Below are 16,785 nucleotides of genomic sequence, written 5' to 3'. Positions count from 1 at the left end.
AGCCGTCATACTGACGTTCTGGCGGGACTCATTTCCCGCCGAGTTCATTTCCGTCGCGTAGATTCTTGGGGATTTCATGTCGGTTTCGACCGCGGCCGAACGCGCCGCACCGCCGCGCTGGCCCGACGGCTTCTTCACGGTCAGGGACGGGACCCGCCTGCACTATGTGGAGGCCGGCCAAGGCGTCCCGGTGATCCTGATCCATGGCGCGCGGGGCAGCGCCATCGGCAACTGGTTCTCCAACGGCATCGCGCCGAAGCTGGCGCAGACCAACCACGTCTACGCCCTCGACATGCGCGCCCACGGCCTGTCGGGCGGGGCGCGGCACAGCCACTTCAACATGGCCGACGACGTGCTGGAGTTCATGGATCAGATGGGGATCAGGAAGGCCCATATCGCCGGCTACTCCATGGGCGGCGGCGTCACCCTGCAACTGCTGGCCCGGGCGCCGGAACGGTTCATCACCGCCTGTTTCCAGGGCTCGGGGATCAGCGAGGTCGGCGAGTGGAAAGACAAGGTCCCGCCTGACATCACGGGCGAGGCCCCTGACGAGGCCGCCGCCAACGCCCAGGCCAAGGCGCGCCGCCAGGCCAAGGGGGAGGAGGTCGGCAACGATCTCGGCGACAGGATCCGCGCCAAGGTCCAGGCCGTGGCCGGCGAGGGCGCGGTCCGAAAGATGGAGGACATGGCCGGCCGCATGATGGCGACGCTCACCAAGCTGGACCTCTCAAGGATCAACTTCCCGGTCATGGCCATCAACGGCGAGTATGATCGGCCCAACGCCCGCACCCACCGCATGGCCCGCGAGCTCGCCGACTTCACCAACCTGGTGCTGCCAGGCAAGGGGCATCTTAGCGCCATGATGGCCGGCTTCATCCCCGATGAATATGTCGAAGGCTACGCCGCCTTCGTCGCCCGCAACGATCCGCCGGAGGCGGATCGTAAAGGAATGTAACCTGCGGACGAATCCAGGCGGCGCATGCGCGCGTGAAGGCTAAGCTTCCGGCCAGTCGAATTGGGTGGGGACCGAGCATGAACATCGCCGTGCTGGACGATGACCAGGCCCACAACGATCTGCTCGCGGCCATGCTGCGTCAGGCCGGGCATCGCTGCACCGTCTATGAGCGCCCGCCGGCCCTGCTGGCCGACCTGCGGCGCCAGACCTTCGACCTGCTGATCATGGATTGGAACATGCCGGAGATGACCGGCATCGACGTTCTGGCGCGCCTGCCGGAACTGCTCTCCACCACGCCGCCCGTCCTGCTGGTCACCAGCCGTTCGGTGGAGAGCGATGTGGTGGAGGGGCTGAACGCCGGGGCCGACGACTATCTGGTCAAGCCCTTCGAGCCCTCGATCCTGCTGGCTCGGGTCGCGGCCCTGCTGCGGCGGGCCTATCCGGCGGCCCCGCCCACCAGTGGGGAGACCCATGAGGGCTGGACCTTCGACCCCGCCGCCGAGACCGCCACCCGCGACGGCAAGACCGAGCAGCTGACCTCCAAGGAATTTCAGCTGGCGCTGATCCTATTCCGCAACATGTCCCGCGCGCTCAGCCGCGACTACTTGCTGGAACGGGTCTGGGGCCACCGCGCCGACCTGGAGACCCGCACCCTGGACGCCCACATCTCGCGCCTGCGGGGCAAGCTCGCCCTGCGGCCGGCCGGTGGCTTCCGGCTTGTGACCGTCTACGGCTTCGGTTACCGCCTGGAGCGCTGCCAAACGGTCCTGGAGGACGCCCAGTGAAGCTGCTTGCCCTGTTGCTGGCTCTCGCGATCCCGGGAATCGCTCTCGCCCAACAGGCGCCGCCGCCCGATCCGCCCGACGCCCGCTATGTCGTGAAGAAGGGCGAGAACCTCTACAATCTCGGCCAGCGCTACTTCGCTCGGCCCAGCGACTACGAGACCGTGCGGCGGCTGAACAAGATCCCCGACGGCCGCCGGCTACAGCCGGGCCGAACCGTGGTCGTGCCCTACCGGGTGATGAAGACCAACGCCATCACCGCCGAGCTGGTGGCCTTCTCCGGCGCCGTGCGGATCGAGCGCGGCGGCCAGGTCGTCGCGCCGCGCGTCGGTCTGCCCATCGTCGAGGGCATGCGCCTGACCACCTTGGCCAACGGCTTCCTCACCGTCGAGCTTTCCGACGAGAGCCGCATCACCCTGCCGTCCAATTCCAGCGCCCGGGTCCGGCAGCTGCGCGAGGCGCCGATGACCGGCGGCCTGTTGCGGGTGTTCGACCTGGAAAGCGGTCGTAGCTCCACCTCGGCGACCCCCAACGCCAATCCCAATTCCCGCTTCCTGATCCGCACCCCGCTGTCGGTCTCCGCCGTGCGTGGCACCGAGTTCCGGGTCGCGGCGCTGAGCGACGGCCAGGCCACCACCGAGGTGCTCAAGGGCCTGGTCGGCGTGGCCGGGGCCAAGGACGAGGTGGCGGTGCCCGAGACCTTCGGCGTCAGCGTCACGCCCGCCGCGGTAAGCGCGCCCACCGAACTGCCGGCCAAGCCGAAACTGGTGCGCGGCGGCAAGGCGCAGGAGGACACGGTGGTGGCCTTCGAGATCGAACCGGTCCCCCGCGCCGTCGCCTATCGCCTGCAGCTGGCCAATGACGCGGGCTTCCTTGACATCTTCAACGAGACCAAGACCGACAAGACCCTGGTCGCCTTCGAGGCCATCGCCGACGGCACCTACTTCGTCCGCGCCACCGCCATCGACGCCACCGGCCTGGAGGGCCTGCCCGCCACCTACGGCTTCGACCGCGACCTCAACGTCCTGGCGCCGGGCCAGGTCGCGCCGCAAACCTCGGGCAAACTGCACAAGTACCTGTTCAAGTGGACCTCCACCGGCCAGGGCGTGCGCACCTTCCGCTTCCAGCTGTTCGCCGACGCTGAGGGTCGGACGGCCCTGGTGGACCAGACGGGGCTGGAGACGCCGCAACTGGTGCTCACCGACCTGCCGCCTGGGACCTATCACTGGCGGGTGACGGCCACGCGCCTGGCCAAGGGCAAGATCACCGAGAAGGTCGGCGGGCTTCAAGACATCACCGTCGGGCAGTAGGCTCACCCAGTGTCAGATACGGGGCGATCGCCGGCCGGCCGACGACTGCTCCTGGAGTGGCTGCTGGTGGCCGTGCTGGCCACCGCGGCGGCGGCGCTCGCCACCGGCAGCGCCCTGCTGGCCCGGGCCGACGGCGCGGTCTACGACGCCTTGGCCGGCCTTAGCGGACGGCCCGCCGATCCCGGGGTCATCATCGTCGCCATCGACGATCGCAGCCTGGCCGAACTCGGCCGCTGGCCCTGGCCCCGCGTGCGCCACACCGCCCTGCTGAATGTGCTCGCGCCCATGAAGCCCAAGGCGGTGATCTACGACGTCCTGTTCACCGAGCCCGACCCCGCCGATTCGGGCCTGGCCAAGGCGATGGCGGCCATCGGCAATGTCTTCCTGCCGGTGCTGGTGGAGCCGGGACTGAACGGCGCGAGCCTGAACCATGTCCCGCCGGCCGGGGGGCTGGCGCCGGCCGCCGCGGGGCTGGGCCAGGTGATCATCCGGCCCGATCTGGATGGCGTGGTGCGCCACCGTGAACGTTGCGCCGCCCCGGCGCCCCGGCCCCTCGCCGAGGTGGTGCTGGGCCAGACCCGGCCTCTGCCCAGGGCGGGCGCGGAGCCCTGCGTCGCCGAACTGATCCCCTTCGCCGGACCGCCCGGCGCCTATCGCACCGTCAGCTACGGCAGCGTCCTGCGCGGCGAGGTGCCGGCCGAATTCTTCACCGGAAAGCGCGTGCTGGTGGGGGCGACCGCGTTGGGCATGACCGACCACTTCCAGAGTCCCATGGGCGGCGGCATGTCGGGGGTGGAGTTGCAGGCCAATATCCTCGACGCCCTGTCGGCCGGCGTGACCCGGGCGGAGGCCGGGACGACCTGGAAGCTGGCCCTGGCGATCCTGCCGCTCTGGGTGCTGATGGCCGGGTTCCTGACCCTCAAGCCGGCCCAGAACCTGACTCTGGCGGCCGGTCTCGGCGTCATGACCCTGGCGGTCAGCATCAGCCTGTTCGGGCTGTTCCAGGTCTGGCTGTCACCGGTGACCACGATCGCCATCCTGCTGCTGGTCTTCCCGCTCTGGGGCTGGCGTCGGCTCGCCATGGCCAGCGACTATCTGAAGGCCGAGTTCGAAAGGCTCGGCGGACGGCTCGACGCGCCGGTCGCCAACGGCCTCGTGGCGGACGTGGTGGAAAGCCAAGCCCGCGCGCTCAGCGGCGCCATCTCACGCATGGACGCCCTGCGCCGCTTCGCCGACGACATCCTGGCCAGCCTGCCCGACGCCACCCTGGTCACCGACGCCGACGGGATCGTCATCCAGGCCAACGGACCTGGCGAGGCGTTGCTGGGATCCGACCTCGTGGGCGCGCGGCTCCTCGATCTGCTGTCCCGTCTGGAGCCGATCGGCGAGGCGGGGCTGACGGGGACCCATCCCCTGGCGCTGCGCGACGGCCGCACCCTGTTGATGATGACCGCACCGCTGCGGGGGGAGGGGGGCGTCCGGGCCGGGGAGGTGATCAGCCTGGCCGACGCCACGCAACTGATGGCCACCGCCCGCCAGCGCGAGCAGGCCCTGCAGCTGCTGACCCACGACATGCGCTCGCCCCAGACCTCGATCCTGGCCATGTTGCAGCAGTCGCCGGGGTTGGAGCCGACGGTGGTGGGCCGCATCGCCGCAAACGCCCGCCGAACCCTGGCGCTGGCCGACGGCTTCGTGCAGTTCGCCCGCGCCGAGGCCTCGATCCTCAACCGCGAGCCGGTGGACCTCTCCGACGTGATCGCCGAGATGACCGACGAACTCTGGCCCCAGGCCCAGCAGAAGAAGATCGAGTTCGTGCAGCAGGGCTGCGAGGAGCCCTGCTTTGCGATGGGGGACCGCTCCCTGCTGTCGCGCGCTTTCGCCAACCTGTTCCAGAACGCGGTCAAGTATAGCCCGGCTGGGGAGGAGATCGTGGTCGCGCTGGTTCGCGAGGACGGCCGCGTGCGGGTCTCGGTAACCGACCGGGGGCCAGGCCTGACGGCCGACGAAATGGAGAGTGTCTTCGAGCCCTTCAAGCGTTTCGCGCGGCCCCAGGCTGGGGGCGATCCCGGCGCGGGGCTGGGCCTGGCCTTCGTCCGCTCGGTGGTCACCCGCCACGGCGGCCAGGTGACCTGCGACAGCGCGCCGGGCGAGGGCGCCCGGTTTGTGGTCGATCTGCCGGAGTGCGACTAGAGCTGCCGTTCGCGCCAAATAACGATCGTCATCCCCGGGCTTGTCCCGGGGACCCATGATCTCCGTTTCTCCGCAGAGGATGCGACGCCGCCGCAGGCGTTTGCTGAATCTCGGAGATCATGGGTGGCCGGCACAAGGCCGACCATGACGATCAAGTGGGGAGTGGATCAGGCGCGCTAATCCGCCAGCGCGGCGCTCACCAGCCGGTCCACGGCCTTGGCGCGATCGCCGTGGGCGGGCTCGGTGGCGGTGGCGGAGAAGGCGGCCTTGCCGGTCTTGGTCTCGATGGCGGCGATGCTGACAGCGTAGGCCGGGCTGCGCATGCCGAACCGGCGGTGGCCCTTGGGATCGGACACCCAGTCCCCGGCGCCGTCGCGCATCACGCCCACGCCCTTGGGCAGGGCGGCGAAGGACACCTGCATCAGATAGTCGGCGGCGGCCGGCTCGGCGGTCCGGCCGCCCAGCCTCTGCAGGACCAGGGCCGAGGCTTGGTCGGGCCGCGCCCGGTCCAGCGGCGTCGCCTCGGTGACGGCGAGCGCCAGGGTCTTGCCCTTGGCGAAGCCAGGATCCCCGCTCCGCACGACCTGCGGAGCGGAGGCGCATCCGGCCATCAGGGCCGCGGCGGCGAGGGGCAGAAGAAGCTTGGCTGACATGGCGCAGACTTTCCGGCGCGCCCGCGCCCGCGTCAATCGCTGACGAGGGGCAGGATCACCGTCCGCAGGATGACCAGCCAGGCTACCAGGTTCACCACCAGGGCCAGACCAAACAGCAGTCGCCGCAACATCGGGCTCATGGCGTCAGGCATGGATCAAGGCCAGGCCCATCAGGACCCCGAGACAGAAGGCGCCGCCGGCCACGGCCGAGGTCAGCTTCACCCCGAAGGGCATATAGGTCACCGGCACAGGGCGGCGCGGGTCAGGGGGTGGGGGTCCTGTTCCAAAAAGCTCTGCGCGTCCGGGGTCAGAGACCACCGGTGGGAGCCCTCGCCGAACGGCAGGCATGCCAGGGCCGGCTGGCCGGCGTTGGCCGCGCCCTCACGGTGGGTGTCAAAGGCCTCGAAGATCTCGCGCTTCAGTCCGTCGGAGATTTGCTCGTCGGTCCGGCGCATGGCAATCCGTTCGGCCACCAAATTGCGGTGGGCCGAGCCGCCGTAGATCAGCAGGATCTCGACGATCTCCGCCACCAGCGGATTGACGTTCCAGGTCTTGGCGAATTTCGTCCGCCGCGCCAGGGCGACTTCATCCATGTCCGTCATCTGCGTTCGACCGTGCGTTGAGGTTAATCCTTAACGACGTCTTAGCAGAGCTTCAGCGCGGAAAACCCTGTGCGGGCACCAATTTTACAAAGCTTTACAGTTTGCCCGAAACGGGGATTTCGAGGCTCCGCTTCGCCGGCTCCGCATTCAAAATACGACTTAGGCGGGTGTGGTTCTAACGCGCGGCCCGCCGCTCCAGAGCGGCGCACTTGGCCTCCGTGACCTCAGGCCATGGGCCATGGTCCGCGCCGATCACCCGCAGGGCTTCGTCGTGGGTGATGCGCTGGCGGCGGGCCAGCAGGTCGGCGGCCCGGTCAGCGAAAGCGCGGCCCGAGGCCATGGCGTTGGTGTAGCTCAGCCGTGCGGCCGGCTCCTCGCGCCAAGCCGAGGTGGGCGAGCGGCTGCCATAGGAGACCTGGGAGGTGTCGCGGCCCCAGGCGCCGGCGAAGGCCGGCGTGGCGCCGAGATAGCGCTTCAGGGCGCAGGACTGCTGCACGCGCCAGGCGGGCGCGGCGTGAGCTCCGGTGGCGCAGACCGCCATCAGGAGCGCGAGGGACAGTCTGCGCTTCATCGTCAGAGAGGATGCCCGCCCAGAACCGTGATCGCAATAACCGTGACCAAGGTCATGACGGCGAAGATGACATGTCCCAAGTCCGGAACTCCCAGAATCGTATTCTTGATACGATCCTAGTCGGGCCGGGGATGGGCGCATGACGCAGTTGGACTATGGCCCCGCGCGGGGCGGGGCCACGTCGTTCCTACTTGTCGACCGCCTTGGAGACGACCGTACCGACCGCCGCGCCGGCGGCGGCGCCGACCGGACCGCCGAGGACGGCGCCGGTGACCGCGCCGGTCGAGGCGCGCTGTTCGACGTTGTGGCCACAGGCCGCCAGGGTCAGGGCGACGCCAGCAATGGCAAGAAGGCTAAGGGTTTTCCGCATGACATAGCTCCGGTTCAGGATGTCTCGGCGGGAAGAACGGCGGCCAAAGGTGGAGGTTCCACGGGACTCGGATGACGAGAAATCCACAGGCTATTTTATGTTGCACCGCAATATGGGGTTGCGAATCGTAAACCATCCGTCCATAAGCACGGCAACTTCGCCATGGCCTGTCTTCCGACGTGTAAGGAACAGGCTCGCCGCGGAACGCCGCCAGCAAGTGCAGGGGCGTCGAGTGGCAACGATGTCTGGGGGCGCTTTCGCCTTCGCCACACGGGACAACCACCCTTTGCTATCCAAACCTCAGGCGCGCGCCGATTGGCGTGCGTTGACCAGTGCTGTGCTGCTGGGTTCGGGCGTTGGCCTGGGCCTTGGCGCCGCCTATCTGGCCGGCGGTATGGCGCGCGCCACCACCGACCACCAGCGTACAGCCCGTCTGGCCGAAGCCGCCGCCGGCGGCTTCTCCGAGTCTGTTCTTCAACGCGAAGCCGCCGACATGGATCCGGGAATCCTCAGCGTCGCGCGCCGCCATGACCCCTTCACCGTCGCCGGCGACGCCGAGCGCGACCGCCAGTCGTCGATCTTCGCCGCCCGCCTGGAAAAGCGCGACCGCAACCCGGCCTCCGCCGTGGTCCTGCGCGCCGCCTTCGCCGGTCCCCTGACGCCGTCGGTCAACCCGTTCCGCATGGCCGGCGTGCTGGAAGGGTCGCGCGAACTGGAGTGCCTGACCCAGGCTGTCTATTTCGAGGCCCGTGGCGAAACCGCCGTCGGCCAGCAGGCCGTGGCGCAGGTCGTCCTGAACCGCGTCCGCCATCCGGCCTATCCCAAGAGCGTCTGCGGCGTGGTGTTCCAGGGCGCGGCCCGGGCCCGCGGCTGCCAGTTCAGCTTCGCCTGCGACGGCTCCATGCGCCGGGGCCGCGAGGCCATCGCCTGGAACCGTGCCCGTAGCGTGGCCGAGCGCGCCTTGTCCGGCGGCGTGATGGCCTCGGTCGGCGACGCCACCAACTTCCACACCACCGGCGTCGCTCCCAACTGGGGTCCGCGCATGGTCCGCGTCGCCCAGGTGGGCATGCACGTCTTCTACCGCTTCGGCCGTGGCGCGGCGCCGGCGACCTATGTCGCCGACAGCCGGGCCGGTGGGCGTGAGCTCAACGCCGGCGAAACCGTCTATGCCAGCCTGGTCCCGATGCCGGCCCAGGCCAGCGCTCCGTCCCCCGACTTCCGTCTGGCCTCGGCCGTGGTGGTGTCTGGTCCGACGGAGGCCGTCGAGCACAAGGCGCCCGACGTGGCCCAGGTCCCGACCGAACCCAAGTCTGAGACCGGCAAGGCCAAGCTGACCCCGGTCAGCCAGACCAAGCCCGGCGAACCGGCGATCAAGATGGCGACGGGCGCCACGTCCTGACGTCCCCGCCCCAATCCTGACGCGCGGGCGCCGCATTGGCGCTTGCCGTCGGGGCGGGAGCTCGGTGATCCTGCTCCCTCGCCGATCCTGAGCGAGGAATGTGCCGACAATGTCCGTGACCAGCCACAACGCTGACCTGGCCCAGGCGCTGCTGGGGTGCAGCTATGACGAGCTCAACCCTGTCCAGCGCAGCGTCATCGACCTGATCGCCACCGAAGCTCCCAGCGGCCTCAACCCCCAGCTCACCACCGACGACCGCACCTTCTGGCAAAGGCTCGCCGACACCATCGCCGCGGTCGGCGGATCCTGGACCTTCATCTTCAGCTTCCTGGCGGTGCTGGTGGCCTGGGTCACCTGGAACGCCCTGGCGCACAGGTTGGCGTTCGACCCCTATCCCTTCATCTTCCTGAACCTCGTGATGTCGATGATCGCGGCCCTGCAGGCGCCGGTGATCATGATGAGCCAGAACCGGGCCGCGGCGCGAGACCGCGCCAACGCCGAGCACGACTATGTGGTCAATCTGCGCGCCGAGCTTGAGATCATGCATCTGCACGACAAGCTCGACGCCCTGCGCAATGAGGAACTGGTCAAGCTGGTGACCGCGCAGAACGAGACCCTGACCCTGCTCAAGGCGCAGATGGCGGCGCTGGCCGCCAAGGACTAGGCTCGCGCCGCCCGCCGCAGCGCCTGGGGCGGCTGGCCGAAAGCGCGAAGGAAAGCGCGGCGCATCCGCTCCGGATCGCCGAACCCGACACTCTCCGCCACCCGGTCGATGGGCTCGGAGGAGGCTTCCACCCGTTCGCGCGCCGTTTCCAGGCGCAGGCGCTCCACGGCCTTGGCGGGCGTCATGCCGGTCTCGGCGGCGAAGGCGCGGGCGAAGTGGCGCGGGCTCATGGCCGCGTGGTCGGCCAGTAGGTCGACCGTGAGCGGCTGGTCCAGGTGCTCGCGCATCCAGTCCAGCAGACTGGCGAACCGGCCGCCCTGGCCGCCCATCTCGATCAGGGCCGAGAACTGCGACTGGCCGCCCGGCCGGCGATGATAGACCACCAGGGTCTGGGCGGTCTGGCGCGCGACATCCTCCCCGAGGTCCTCGGCGATCAGCGCGAGGCTCAGGTCGATCCCCGCCGTGATCCCCGCCGAGGTCCAGATCGGCCCCTCGCGCACGAAGATGCGGTCGGCCTCCACCCGGACCTTTGGATAGCGCTTCTGCAGCTCACCGCTCCGGGCCCAATGGGTGGTGGCGCGCTTGCCGTCCAGCAGTCCCGCCTCGGCCAGCAGATAGGCGCCCGAACAGACACTTGCCGTGCGCCGCGCCCTGGCCGCCACCCGCTCGATATAGGCCTTCACCGCGGGGGTCTTGGCGGCCTTGTTGGCGCCGATCCCGCCGGCCACCACCAGGGTGTCGAGGTCCTCGTCCAGGGCTTCCGCGCCCAGGCCCGCGCCCACCGAACTGGCCACCATGCCCGGCTGTGCGGCCACGACCTTCAGGCTGTAGGCGCCGGGCACGTAGCGTCCCGCGATCTCGAACGCGCCGAGCGGCCCAGCCGCGTCCAGCAGCTGAAAGTCGGGAAAGATCAGGAAACCGATCTTGCGGGTCATGGCTGAATCTGAGGCAAGTTTGTCATTTCGGACGGACGCTAGGCCTGACACCTTGGCCACGTCAACTTGCAGGAGCCGTCGCCATGTCCGACCTCGTCATCGTCTTCCCGCTCTATCCGGGCGTGACCCACCTCGATTTCACCGGCCCGCAGCAGGTCTTGTGTCGCGTGCCCGGCGCGAAGATCATCGTCGCCTCCATGGGCGGCGCCGACATCGAGGCCGACGGCCTGACCTTCACAAATCTCGTCGACCTCGCGAAGGTCGAAGCCTGCGATGTGATCTGCATTCCCGGCGGCTTCGGGACCAGCGCGGCCATGCTGGATGAGGCCTTCATGAGCCACATCAAGCGGCTGGCCGCCGGCGCCAAGTATCTCACCAGCGTCTGCACCGGCTCGCTGATCCTGGCGGCCACTGGGATGCTGAAGGGCAAGCGCGCCACCTGCCACTGGGCCTGGAGAGATCAGCTGAAGCCCTTCGGCGTCATCGTCACCGAGGGGCGGGTTGTCCGCGACGGTAACATCATCACCGGCGGCGGTGTGACCGCGGGCCTGGACTTCGCCTTCACCATGGTGGCCGAGCTGGCCGGCGACACCCTGGCCCAGTCGCTGCAGCTGGGCCTGGAATACTCCCCGGCCCCGCCGTTCAACGCCGGAACCCCGGAAACCGCCCCGCCGGAGATCCTGGCGGCGGTGAAGTCGATGATGGCCGGCGCCATGGGCGACCGCCAGGAGGCTGCGGAGGAAGCCGCCCGCCGCGTGGAGAGCGCCGGTCTGAACGCCGTCTGACGTCCGCCTCCCGTCGCGGGCCGGGAGCCGACGCGGCTGCGGGGCCTGTGGCACGCCGCGTTCGGCGCAAGCCGACGCGGGCAATGTGACGGCGGGGTCGCTCGATGCGCCCCTTGGCAAGGGCGTTGGCGCCCACCTGTTCTGCGCCTCGCGGGCGGACTGGGATCGCGACCGACGCCCGTGCCTTCGATGAACGATCAAGTTGAAGGGATGACTCAAGAGCGGACGCTCCGATGGTCAGAGAAGGGTCGATTGCAGCGCCGGGCTCTCGGCGTGGAAGCGGACCTCTTAAAGGTCTCGGCAGAGGGCTACCGGGCCTCACCGGACCATGGCGTAAAGCCGGGTGTCCCTGAGCGTGCCGTCAGGCTCCGCGCGCTCATGGATCATAAGACCCTCATAGTTCATTCCAACTCGCTCGCAGATACGCCAACTGGCGCTGTTCTGGTCATCAGGCAGAGCGAACACGCGTCGGGCCCGCAGGTGAACGAACCCATACTCCAGGATCGCCTCCACTGCTTCGGTAACAAGGCCTCGCTTGGCGTAGGTGGAGCGGCCCCACCATCCGATCTCCAGTTTCGGAACGCTCCAGTCGGGACGGTGCAGGCCGCTTGAACCAACTATCGTTCCGCTATCGCGTAGGGTGATGAGGAGCGGGAAATCGGCTCGCCGGGAGAAGGCCTCGCTGCAGGCCCGACAGAACTCTTCCGACCCTTGAGCGGACTGGTCGCCCAACGACCAACCCATCGCGGCTGGCCAACGGCGCAGATCGGCCAAGCTATCCATGATGGCGTCGTGGAGCGCCCTCCCATCGCCCTGGCGATGCGGTCGGATCAGAAGCCTATCGGTCAAGATCTGCTCGGGAATGTCTTGGAGCCACTCGCGCATTTCGCGAGGCTACGCGACTGTCCCAGCGACTGCTACGGGTTGCAAACGGAACCCAACGCTGGGCCTAGGCGCATGATCTGAACCGCTTAGCCGCCGGGCCACCTTCTCCCCCAGCAGGAGTCGGTGACCCGCCCGGCGAGGTCTGGAAATCCTAGTCGGCGATGTGGATCAGCATCTTGCCGTTGTTCTTGCCTTCGAAGAGCCCGATCAGGCCCTCGGACGCGCGCTCGAAGCCGTCGAGGATGGTCTCCTGGTACTTGATCTTCCCCGACTTGAGCCAGTGGGTCATATCGGCCAGGAAGTCGGCGTTCAGGTGTGGGAAGTCCCCGGCCACAAAGCCCTCCATGCGGATGCGGCCATAGATCAGGGAAAACAGGTTCTTCACCCCTTCGCCGTCGCCGTTATAGGTCGAGATCATGCCGCAGACCGGGATGCGGCCGCGCAGGTTCATGCGGGGCAGGGCGGCGTCCAGGTGCGCGCCGCCGACGTTCTCGAAATAGACGTCGATGCCGTTGGGGGTGGCGGCCTTCAGGGCCTCGGCGAGGTTCTCTTTCTTGTAGTTGATCACCGCGTCGATCCCGACCTCGCCCTTCAGCCAGGCGGCCTTCTCGTCGGTCCCGGTGGAGCCCACCACGTAGCAGCCCTTGATCTTGGCGATCTGGGCCACCACGGAGCCCACGGCCCCGCCGGCGGTGGAGACGAAGACCTGCTCGCCGTCCTTCAGCGCGCCGGTGCCCAGCAGGCCGCCATAGGCGGTGACGCCGGTGCCGCCCAGGGCATGCATGTAGACGCTGAGCGGTAGCTCAGGGTCTCGGTTCAGAACCGAGACGCCGCGGCCGTCGGAGACGAAGGTCTCGCGGAAGCCCGCGCTGTGGCGGACCAGGTCGCCTTCCTTGAACTTGGGATTTTTCGACTGGGTCACCCGGCCGATGCCGCCGCCCAGAAGCGGCGCGTCCAGGGCCTGATCGGCGTCCAGGCGCGGGCGCATATAGGGGTCCACCGACATCAGCAGGGCCGTGACCTGGATCTCGCCGTCGGCGGCGTCGGCGACAGGCGCCTCCACCAGGGCGAAGTCTTCCTGCACCGGCTTACCCTTGGGGCGGCGGACGAGGTGGATCTGGCGGGCGATGGTCATGGTCGGCCTCAAATGATTTCAAACAATCGTTTGAGGTTAGTCAGGCCGGCTTCCCAGGTCATGCCAGAAAAACTCAAGCGGCCGCTCAGACCGCGTCGAGACCGATGTCCAGCACCGGGGCCGAGTGGGTGAGCGCCCCGACGCTGATCACCTGGACTCCGCTCTCGGCGATGGCGCGCACGGTCTGCAGGTTCACCCCGCCCGAGGCCTCCAGCACCACCTTGTCGCCGGCCAGGGCCACGGCCTTCTTCAGGTCGTCGGGGCTGAAATTGTCCAGCATGATGACGTCGGCGCCGTGGGGCAGGGCTTCGGCAAGCTGCTCCAGGCTGTCGACCTCCAGCTCCACCTTGGTCAGGTGGCCCGCGAAGGCGCGCGCGCGTTTCAGCGCATTGGCCACCCCACCGCAGGCCGCGACATGGTTGTCCTTGATCAGGATGGCGTCATCCAGGCCGAAGCGGTGGTTGACCCCGCCGCCGCAGCGCACGGCATACTTTTCCAGGTGGCGCAGGCCGGGCGTGGTCTTGCGGGTGTCGACGATGCGGGCCTTGGTGCCCACCGTGTGCTCGACATAGGCCCGGGTCAGGGTGGCGACGCCCGACAGGCGGCCCATCAGGTTCAGGGCCGTGCGTTCGGCCGAGAGGATGGCCCGCGCATTGCCGGTGACCTTGGCCAGGACCGCGCCGGCCTCGACGCTGGCCCCGTCCTCGACCACCGCCTCGAAGCTGGCCTTGGGGTCCAGGGCCAGGATCGCCAGACGGGCGCAGGCGAGGCCCGCGACCACGCCGTTCTGGCGGGTGGCGAAGACCACGCTCATCACCGCGTCGACGTCGATGCAGGCCTGGGCGGTGACGTCGCCGGCCCGGCCGAGGTCCTCGGCCAGCGCGGCGCGGACGGTGGGTTCGATCAGCAGGTCAGGAAGGGGCTGGATCATTCGGCCGCGAAACTGAGGGGGTCATCGGACTTGAGGTCGGCGAAGGTGACGAAGGTCCGCTTGGGCGCCAGGGGCTCGGGGAAGTCGGAGCGGTAGTGGCCGCCGCGGCTTTCCTCGCGGTCCAGGGCGCACTGGGCGACCAGGCGCGCGGCCACCAGGGGACCGGCGCGGCCATGGGCGGCCTCGAAGCGATCAATCTCGCCGAGCAGGTTGCCGAGGCCAGCGGCGTCGCGCACCACCCCGGCGTCACGGCTCATCCCGATACGCAGGGCGGCCAGCGCCTCAGGCGGCAGGTCCGGGGTCAGGATGCGGCGCAGCGGCCCGGAGGCGGCCTCGCGCTGCTCGCGGGCGGCCTTGCCGGCGCGGGTCCCGAAGACAGCGGCCTCCAGCAGGGAGTTGGACGCCAGGCGGTTGGCGCCGTGGACGCCGGTCGAGGCGCACTCCCCGGCGGCGAACAGGCCCTCCAGCGAGGTCTGCCCATTGGCGTCGGTGACGATGCCGCCCATGTGGTAGTGGCAGGCCGGCGCCACCGGGATCGGCTGCACGCGCGGATCGACCCCGCCCGACAGGCAGGCGGCGAAGACGGCGGGGAACTCCTCGGGGAAGTGGGCGCCGACGGCGGCCCGGGCGTCGAGGAAGGCGCCGCGACCGGCGGCCAGCTCTGCATGGATGGCGCGGGCCACCACGTCCCGGGGCGCCAGCTCGGCGTCCGGGTGGTAGCCGGCCATGAAGAACTCGCCCGCCGCATTGATCAGCCGGGCGCCCTCGCCACGCAGGGCCTCGGTGGCGAGCGGCGCGGGATCGCGGCCGATGTCGATGGCCGTGGGATGGAACTGCACGAACTCGGGATCGGCGATGGTGGCGCCGGCGAGGGCCGCCAGGGCCAGGCCCTCGCCCTGCAGTTCGGCGGGCGTGGTGGTGACGCTGTAGAGGCCGCCGATACCGCCGGTGGCGAACAGGGTGGCGGGCGCGGTGATCTCGATCAGCCGTCCGGCCTGCTCGGCGACGACGCCGCGCACCCGGCCGCCGGCGTCGTGCAGTACGCCGCGCAGGCGCATGCCGGCGCGGACCTCGATGTGCCGCGACGACAGAGCGGTCTGGACGACCGCCTCCATGATGGCGCGGCCGGCCTGGTCGCCCTTCACCCGGGCGACGCGGCTGCGGGAGTGGGCGGCCTCCAGGCTGGTGGCGAACTGCCCGGCCGCGTCGCGGTCGAAAGGCGCGCCGAGATCGGCCAGGTGGCGAACCGCCGCCGGGCCCTCCTTGGCCAACAGGTGGGCCATGGCGGAGTCCACCAGGCCCGCGCCCGCCGCGATGGTGTCGGCGGCGTGCAGGGCCGGGGCGTCGTCATCGCCGAGCGCAGCGGCCATGCCGCCCTGCGCCCAGGCCGACGAACAGCCCTGGTTCAGCGGCGCGCCGGTCAGCAGCAGCACGCTGCGGGGCGCGGCGGCCAGGGCCGCGCTCAGGCCAGCCAGGCCCGCGCCGACGATCAGGACGCCGTCATGGTGGATGCGGTCGGCCACCTCAGATCAGCTCCACATCCACGTGGTGGCGGGCCTTCACCAGGTCGTAGCGGGCCGGGACCAACGGCGGCGGCAGGTCGATCATCGCCTGCACCGCCACGCGGGCGCGGGCGGCGATGGCCGGGTCGACGGTCACCTCATAGCGGTCGTGGACCAGGGTCTCGTAGATATTTTCGAGCGTGATCCGCTTCATGTGCGGGCACAGGTTGCAGGGCCGCACGAACTCGGTGTCGACGGCGTCCACCGCGACGTTGTCGGCCATGGAGCATTCGGTGATCAGCACCACCTGCTTGGGTTTCCGCGTCAGGACGTAGTCGTTCATCGCCGCGGTCGAGCCCGCGAAATCGGAGACCTCCAGCACCTCGGCCGGGCACTCCGGGTGGGCCAGGATTTCAGCGTTCGGATAGGCGGCCTTGAGCTCCAGGATGTCGGCGGCGGTGAAGCGCTCGTGCACCTCGCAGCGGCCCTGCCAGGCGATGATCTTGATATCGGTCTGGCGGGCGACGTTGCGGGCAAGGAACTCGTCGGGGATCAGGATCACCCGGTCGACGCCCCACTCACGCGCCACATGCTCCACCACCTGGACGGCGTTGGCGCTGGTGCAGCAGACGTCGGTCTCGGCCTTCACGTCGGCGGTGGTGTTGACGTAGGTGACCACGGGCAGGCCCGGATAGCGCTGCTTGATCAGGCGCACGTCGGCGCCGGTGATCGAAGACGCCAGGCTGCAGCCGGCGCGCAGGTCGGGGATGAGCACGGTCTTTTCCGGCGACAGAATCTTCGAGGTCTCGGCCATGAAGTGCACCCCGGCCTGGACGATGATCTTGGCGTCCGACTTGGCGGCTTCCTTGGCCAGGCCCAGGCTGTCGCCGACATAGTCGCCGACCCCGTGGAAGATGTCGGGCGTCATGTAGTTGTGGGCCAGGATGACCGCGTTCTTCTCGCGCTTCAGGCGATTGATCTCGGCGATCAGAGGGGCCTGCAGCCGCCACTCCATGGGCGTGATGTGGCCCTTCACCTTTTCCCAGAGGGGCAGGGTGGCCTTGTCGACCTCAGGCGTGAACGCGAATTGGAACCCGTCGGCCACTTGGCCCTCCT

17 protein-coding genes are annotated in these 16,785 nt (G+C 69.2%); 7 read left to right on the top strand and 10 right to left on the bottom strand.

Annotated elements, in window-relative coordinates:
* The first annotated feature begins 76 nt into the window (after positions 1–76).
* From JKL49_RS15135 to JKL49_RS15120, 4 genes are all read left to right on the top strand, one after another.
* A complete protein-coding gene (locus tag JKL49_RS15135; protein ID WP_215341452.1) occupies positions 77–955 on the top strand; it encodes an alpha/beta fold hydrolase in 879 nt (292 codons plus the stop codon).
* Between the two features lie 77 nt (positions 956–1,032).
* Positions 1,033–1,740 carry a response regulator transcription factor gene (locus JKL49_RS15130; RefSeq protein ID WP_215341451.1) on the top strand — a complete coding sequence of 236 codons (708 nt, stop codon included), beginning with the start codon at positions 1,033–1,035 and terminating at the stop codon, positions 1,738–1,740.
* The gene (locus JKL49_RS15125) at positions 1,737–3,047 is read left to right on the top strand and encodes a FecR family protein (protein WP_215341450.1); all 1,311 of its coding nucleotides are present in this window, start codon (positions 1,737–1,739) and stop codon (positions 3,045–3,047) included. Before JKL49_RS15130 ends, JKL49_RS15125 begins: the two co-directional genes overlap by 4 nt.
* A gap of 9 nt (positions 3,048–3,056) precedes the next feature.
* A complete protein-coding gene (locus JKL49_RS15120) occupies positions 3,057–5,237 on the top strand; it encodes a CHASE2 domain-containing protein (RefSeq protein WP_215341449.1) in 2,181 nt (726 codons plus the stop codon).
* 176 nt (positions 5,238–5,413) lie between these two features.
* Here the strand turns inward: JKL49_RS15120 and JKL49_RS15115 are convergent, their stop codons facing one another.
* The 4 genes from JKL49_RS15115 to JKL49_RS15100 form a co-directional block, all read right to left on the bottom strand.
* Positions 5,414–5,890 (bottom strand): hypothetical protein, encoded by a 477-nt coding sequence (locus JKL49_RS15115; RefSeq protein ID WP_215341448.1) that lies wholly within the window; start codon positions 5,888–5,890, stop codon positions 5,414–5,416.
* 239 nt (positions 5,891–6,129) lie between these two features.
* Complete coding sequence (locus tag JKL49_RS15110) at positions 6,130–6,483, bottom strand: hypothetical protein (protein WP_215341447.1); 354 nt, start codon at positions 6,481–6,483, stop codon at positions 6,130–6,132.
* 184 nt (positions 6,484–6,667) lie between these two features.
* Positions 6,668–7,063 (bottom strand): hypothetical protein, encoded by a 396-nt coding sequence (locus tag JKL49_RS15105; RefSeq protein WP_215341446.1) that lies wholly within the window; start codon positions 7,061–7,063, stop codon positions 6,668–6,670.
* Positions 7,064–7,250: 187 nt separating this feature from the next.
* Positions 7,251–7,433, bottom strand: a complete 183-nt coding sequence (locus tag JKL49_RS15100; RefSeq protein ID WP_215341445.1) for a hypothetical protein — start codon at positions 7,431–7,433, stop codon at positions 7,251–7,253.
* A gap of 325 nt (positions 7,434–7,758) precedes the next feature.
* Between JKL49_RS15100 and JKL49_RS15095 the strand changes: the two genes are divergently transcribed.
* Together JKL49_RS15095 and JKL49_RS15090 are read left to right on the top strand one after the other, a co-directional pair.
* Positions 7,759–8,832, top strand: coding sequence for a cell wall hydrolase (locus tag JKL49_RS15095; RefSeq protein ID WP_249778093.1), 1,074 nt, complete (start codon positions 7,759–7,761; stop codon positions 8,830–8,832).
* A gap of 109 nt (positions 8,833–8,941) precedes the next feature.
* Complete coding sequence (locus tag JKL49_RS15090) at positions 8,942–9,496, top strand: DUF1003 domain-containing protein (protein WP_215341443.1); 555 nt, start codon at positions 8,942–8,944, stop codon at positions 9,494–9,496.
* Here the strand turns inward: JKL49_RS15090 and JKL49_RS15085 are convergent.
* Positions 9,493–10,431 (bottom strand): GlxA family transcriptional regulator, encoded by a 939-nt coding sequence (locus JKL49_RS15085; RefSeq protein WP_215341442.1) that lies wholly within the window; start codon positions 10,429–10,431, stop codon positions 9,493–9,495. The two genes, JKL49_RS15090 and JKL49_RS15085, sit on opposite strands and share 4 nt — an antisense overlap.
* An 83-nt stretch (positions 10,432–10,514) precedes the next feature.
* Here JKL49_RS15085 and JKL49_RS15080 point away from each other — a divergent pair, with 83 nt between their 5' ends.
* Complete coding sequence (locus JKL49_RS15080; protein WP_215341441.1) at positions 10,515–11,216, top strand: DJ-1/PfpI family protein; 702 nt, start codon at positions 10,515–10,517, stop codon at positions 11,214–11,216.
* A gap of 318 nt (positions 11,217–11,534) precedes the next feature.
* Here JKL49_RS15080 and JKL49_RS15075 read toward each other — a convergent pair whose 3' ends face one another.
* The 5 genes from JKL49_RS15075 to nadA all read right to left on the bottom strand — a co-directional run bounded on the left by JKL49_RS15075 (position 11,535) and on the right by nadA (position 16,774).
* On the bottom strand, positions 11,535–12,101 hold the full coding sequence (locus JKL49_RS15075) for a GNAT family N-acetyltransferase (protein WP_215341440.1): 567 nt from the start codon (positions 12,099–12,101) through the stop codon (positions 11,535–11,537).
* 151 nt (positions 12,102–12,252) lie between these two features.
* Positions 12,253–13,236: an NADP-dependent oxidoreductase gene (locus tag JKL49_RS15070; RefSeq protein WP_215341439.1), complete on the bottom strand. Its 984-nt coding sequence runs from the start codon at positions 13,234–13,236 to the stop codon at positions 12,253–12,255.
* Positions 13,237–13,321: 85 nt separating this feature from the next.
* Positions 13,322–14,167 carry a carboxylating nicotinate-nucleotide diphosphorylase gene (gene nadC / locus JKL49_RS15065; protein WP_215341438.1) on the bottom strand — a complete coding sequence of 282 codons (846 nt, stop codon included), beginning with the start codon at positions 14,165–14,167 and terminating at the stop codon, positions 13,322–13,324.
* Complete coding sequence (locus JKL49_RS15060; protein WP_215341437.1) at positions 14,164–15,690, bottom strand: L-aspartate oxidase; 1,527 nt, start codon at positions 15,688–15,690, stop codon at positions 14,164–14,166. Before JKL49_RS15060 ends, nadC begins: the two co-directional genes overlap by 4 nt.
* Before the next feature lies 1 nt (position 15,691).
* Positions 15,692–16,774 (bottom strand): quinolinate synthase NadA, encoded by a 1,083-nt coding sequence (nadA, locus tag JKL49_RS15055; protein WP_215341436.1) that lies wholly within the window; start codon positions 16,772–16,774, stop codon positions 15,692–15,694.
* Positions 16,775–16,785: the final 11 nt, after the last annotated feature.

Source organism: Phenylobacterium glaciei (genome assembly GCF_016772415.1).
GTDB classification, from domain to species: Bacteria; Pseudomonadota; Alphaproteobacteria; order Caulobacterales; family Caulobacteraceae; genus Phenylobacterium; species Phenylobacterium glaciei.
Note: the sequence above shows the minus strand (reverse complement) of the source record. Positions and strands in the feature narration are given on the sequence as shown.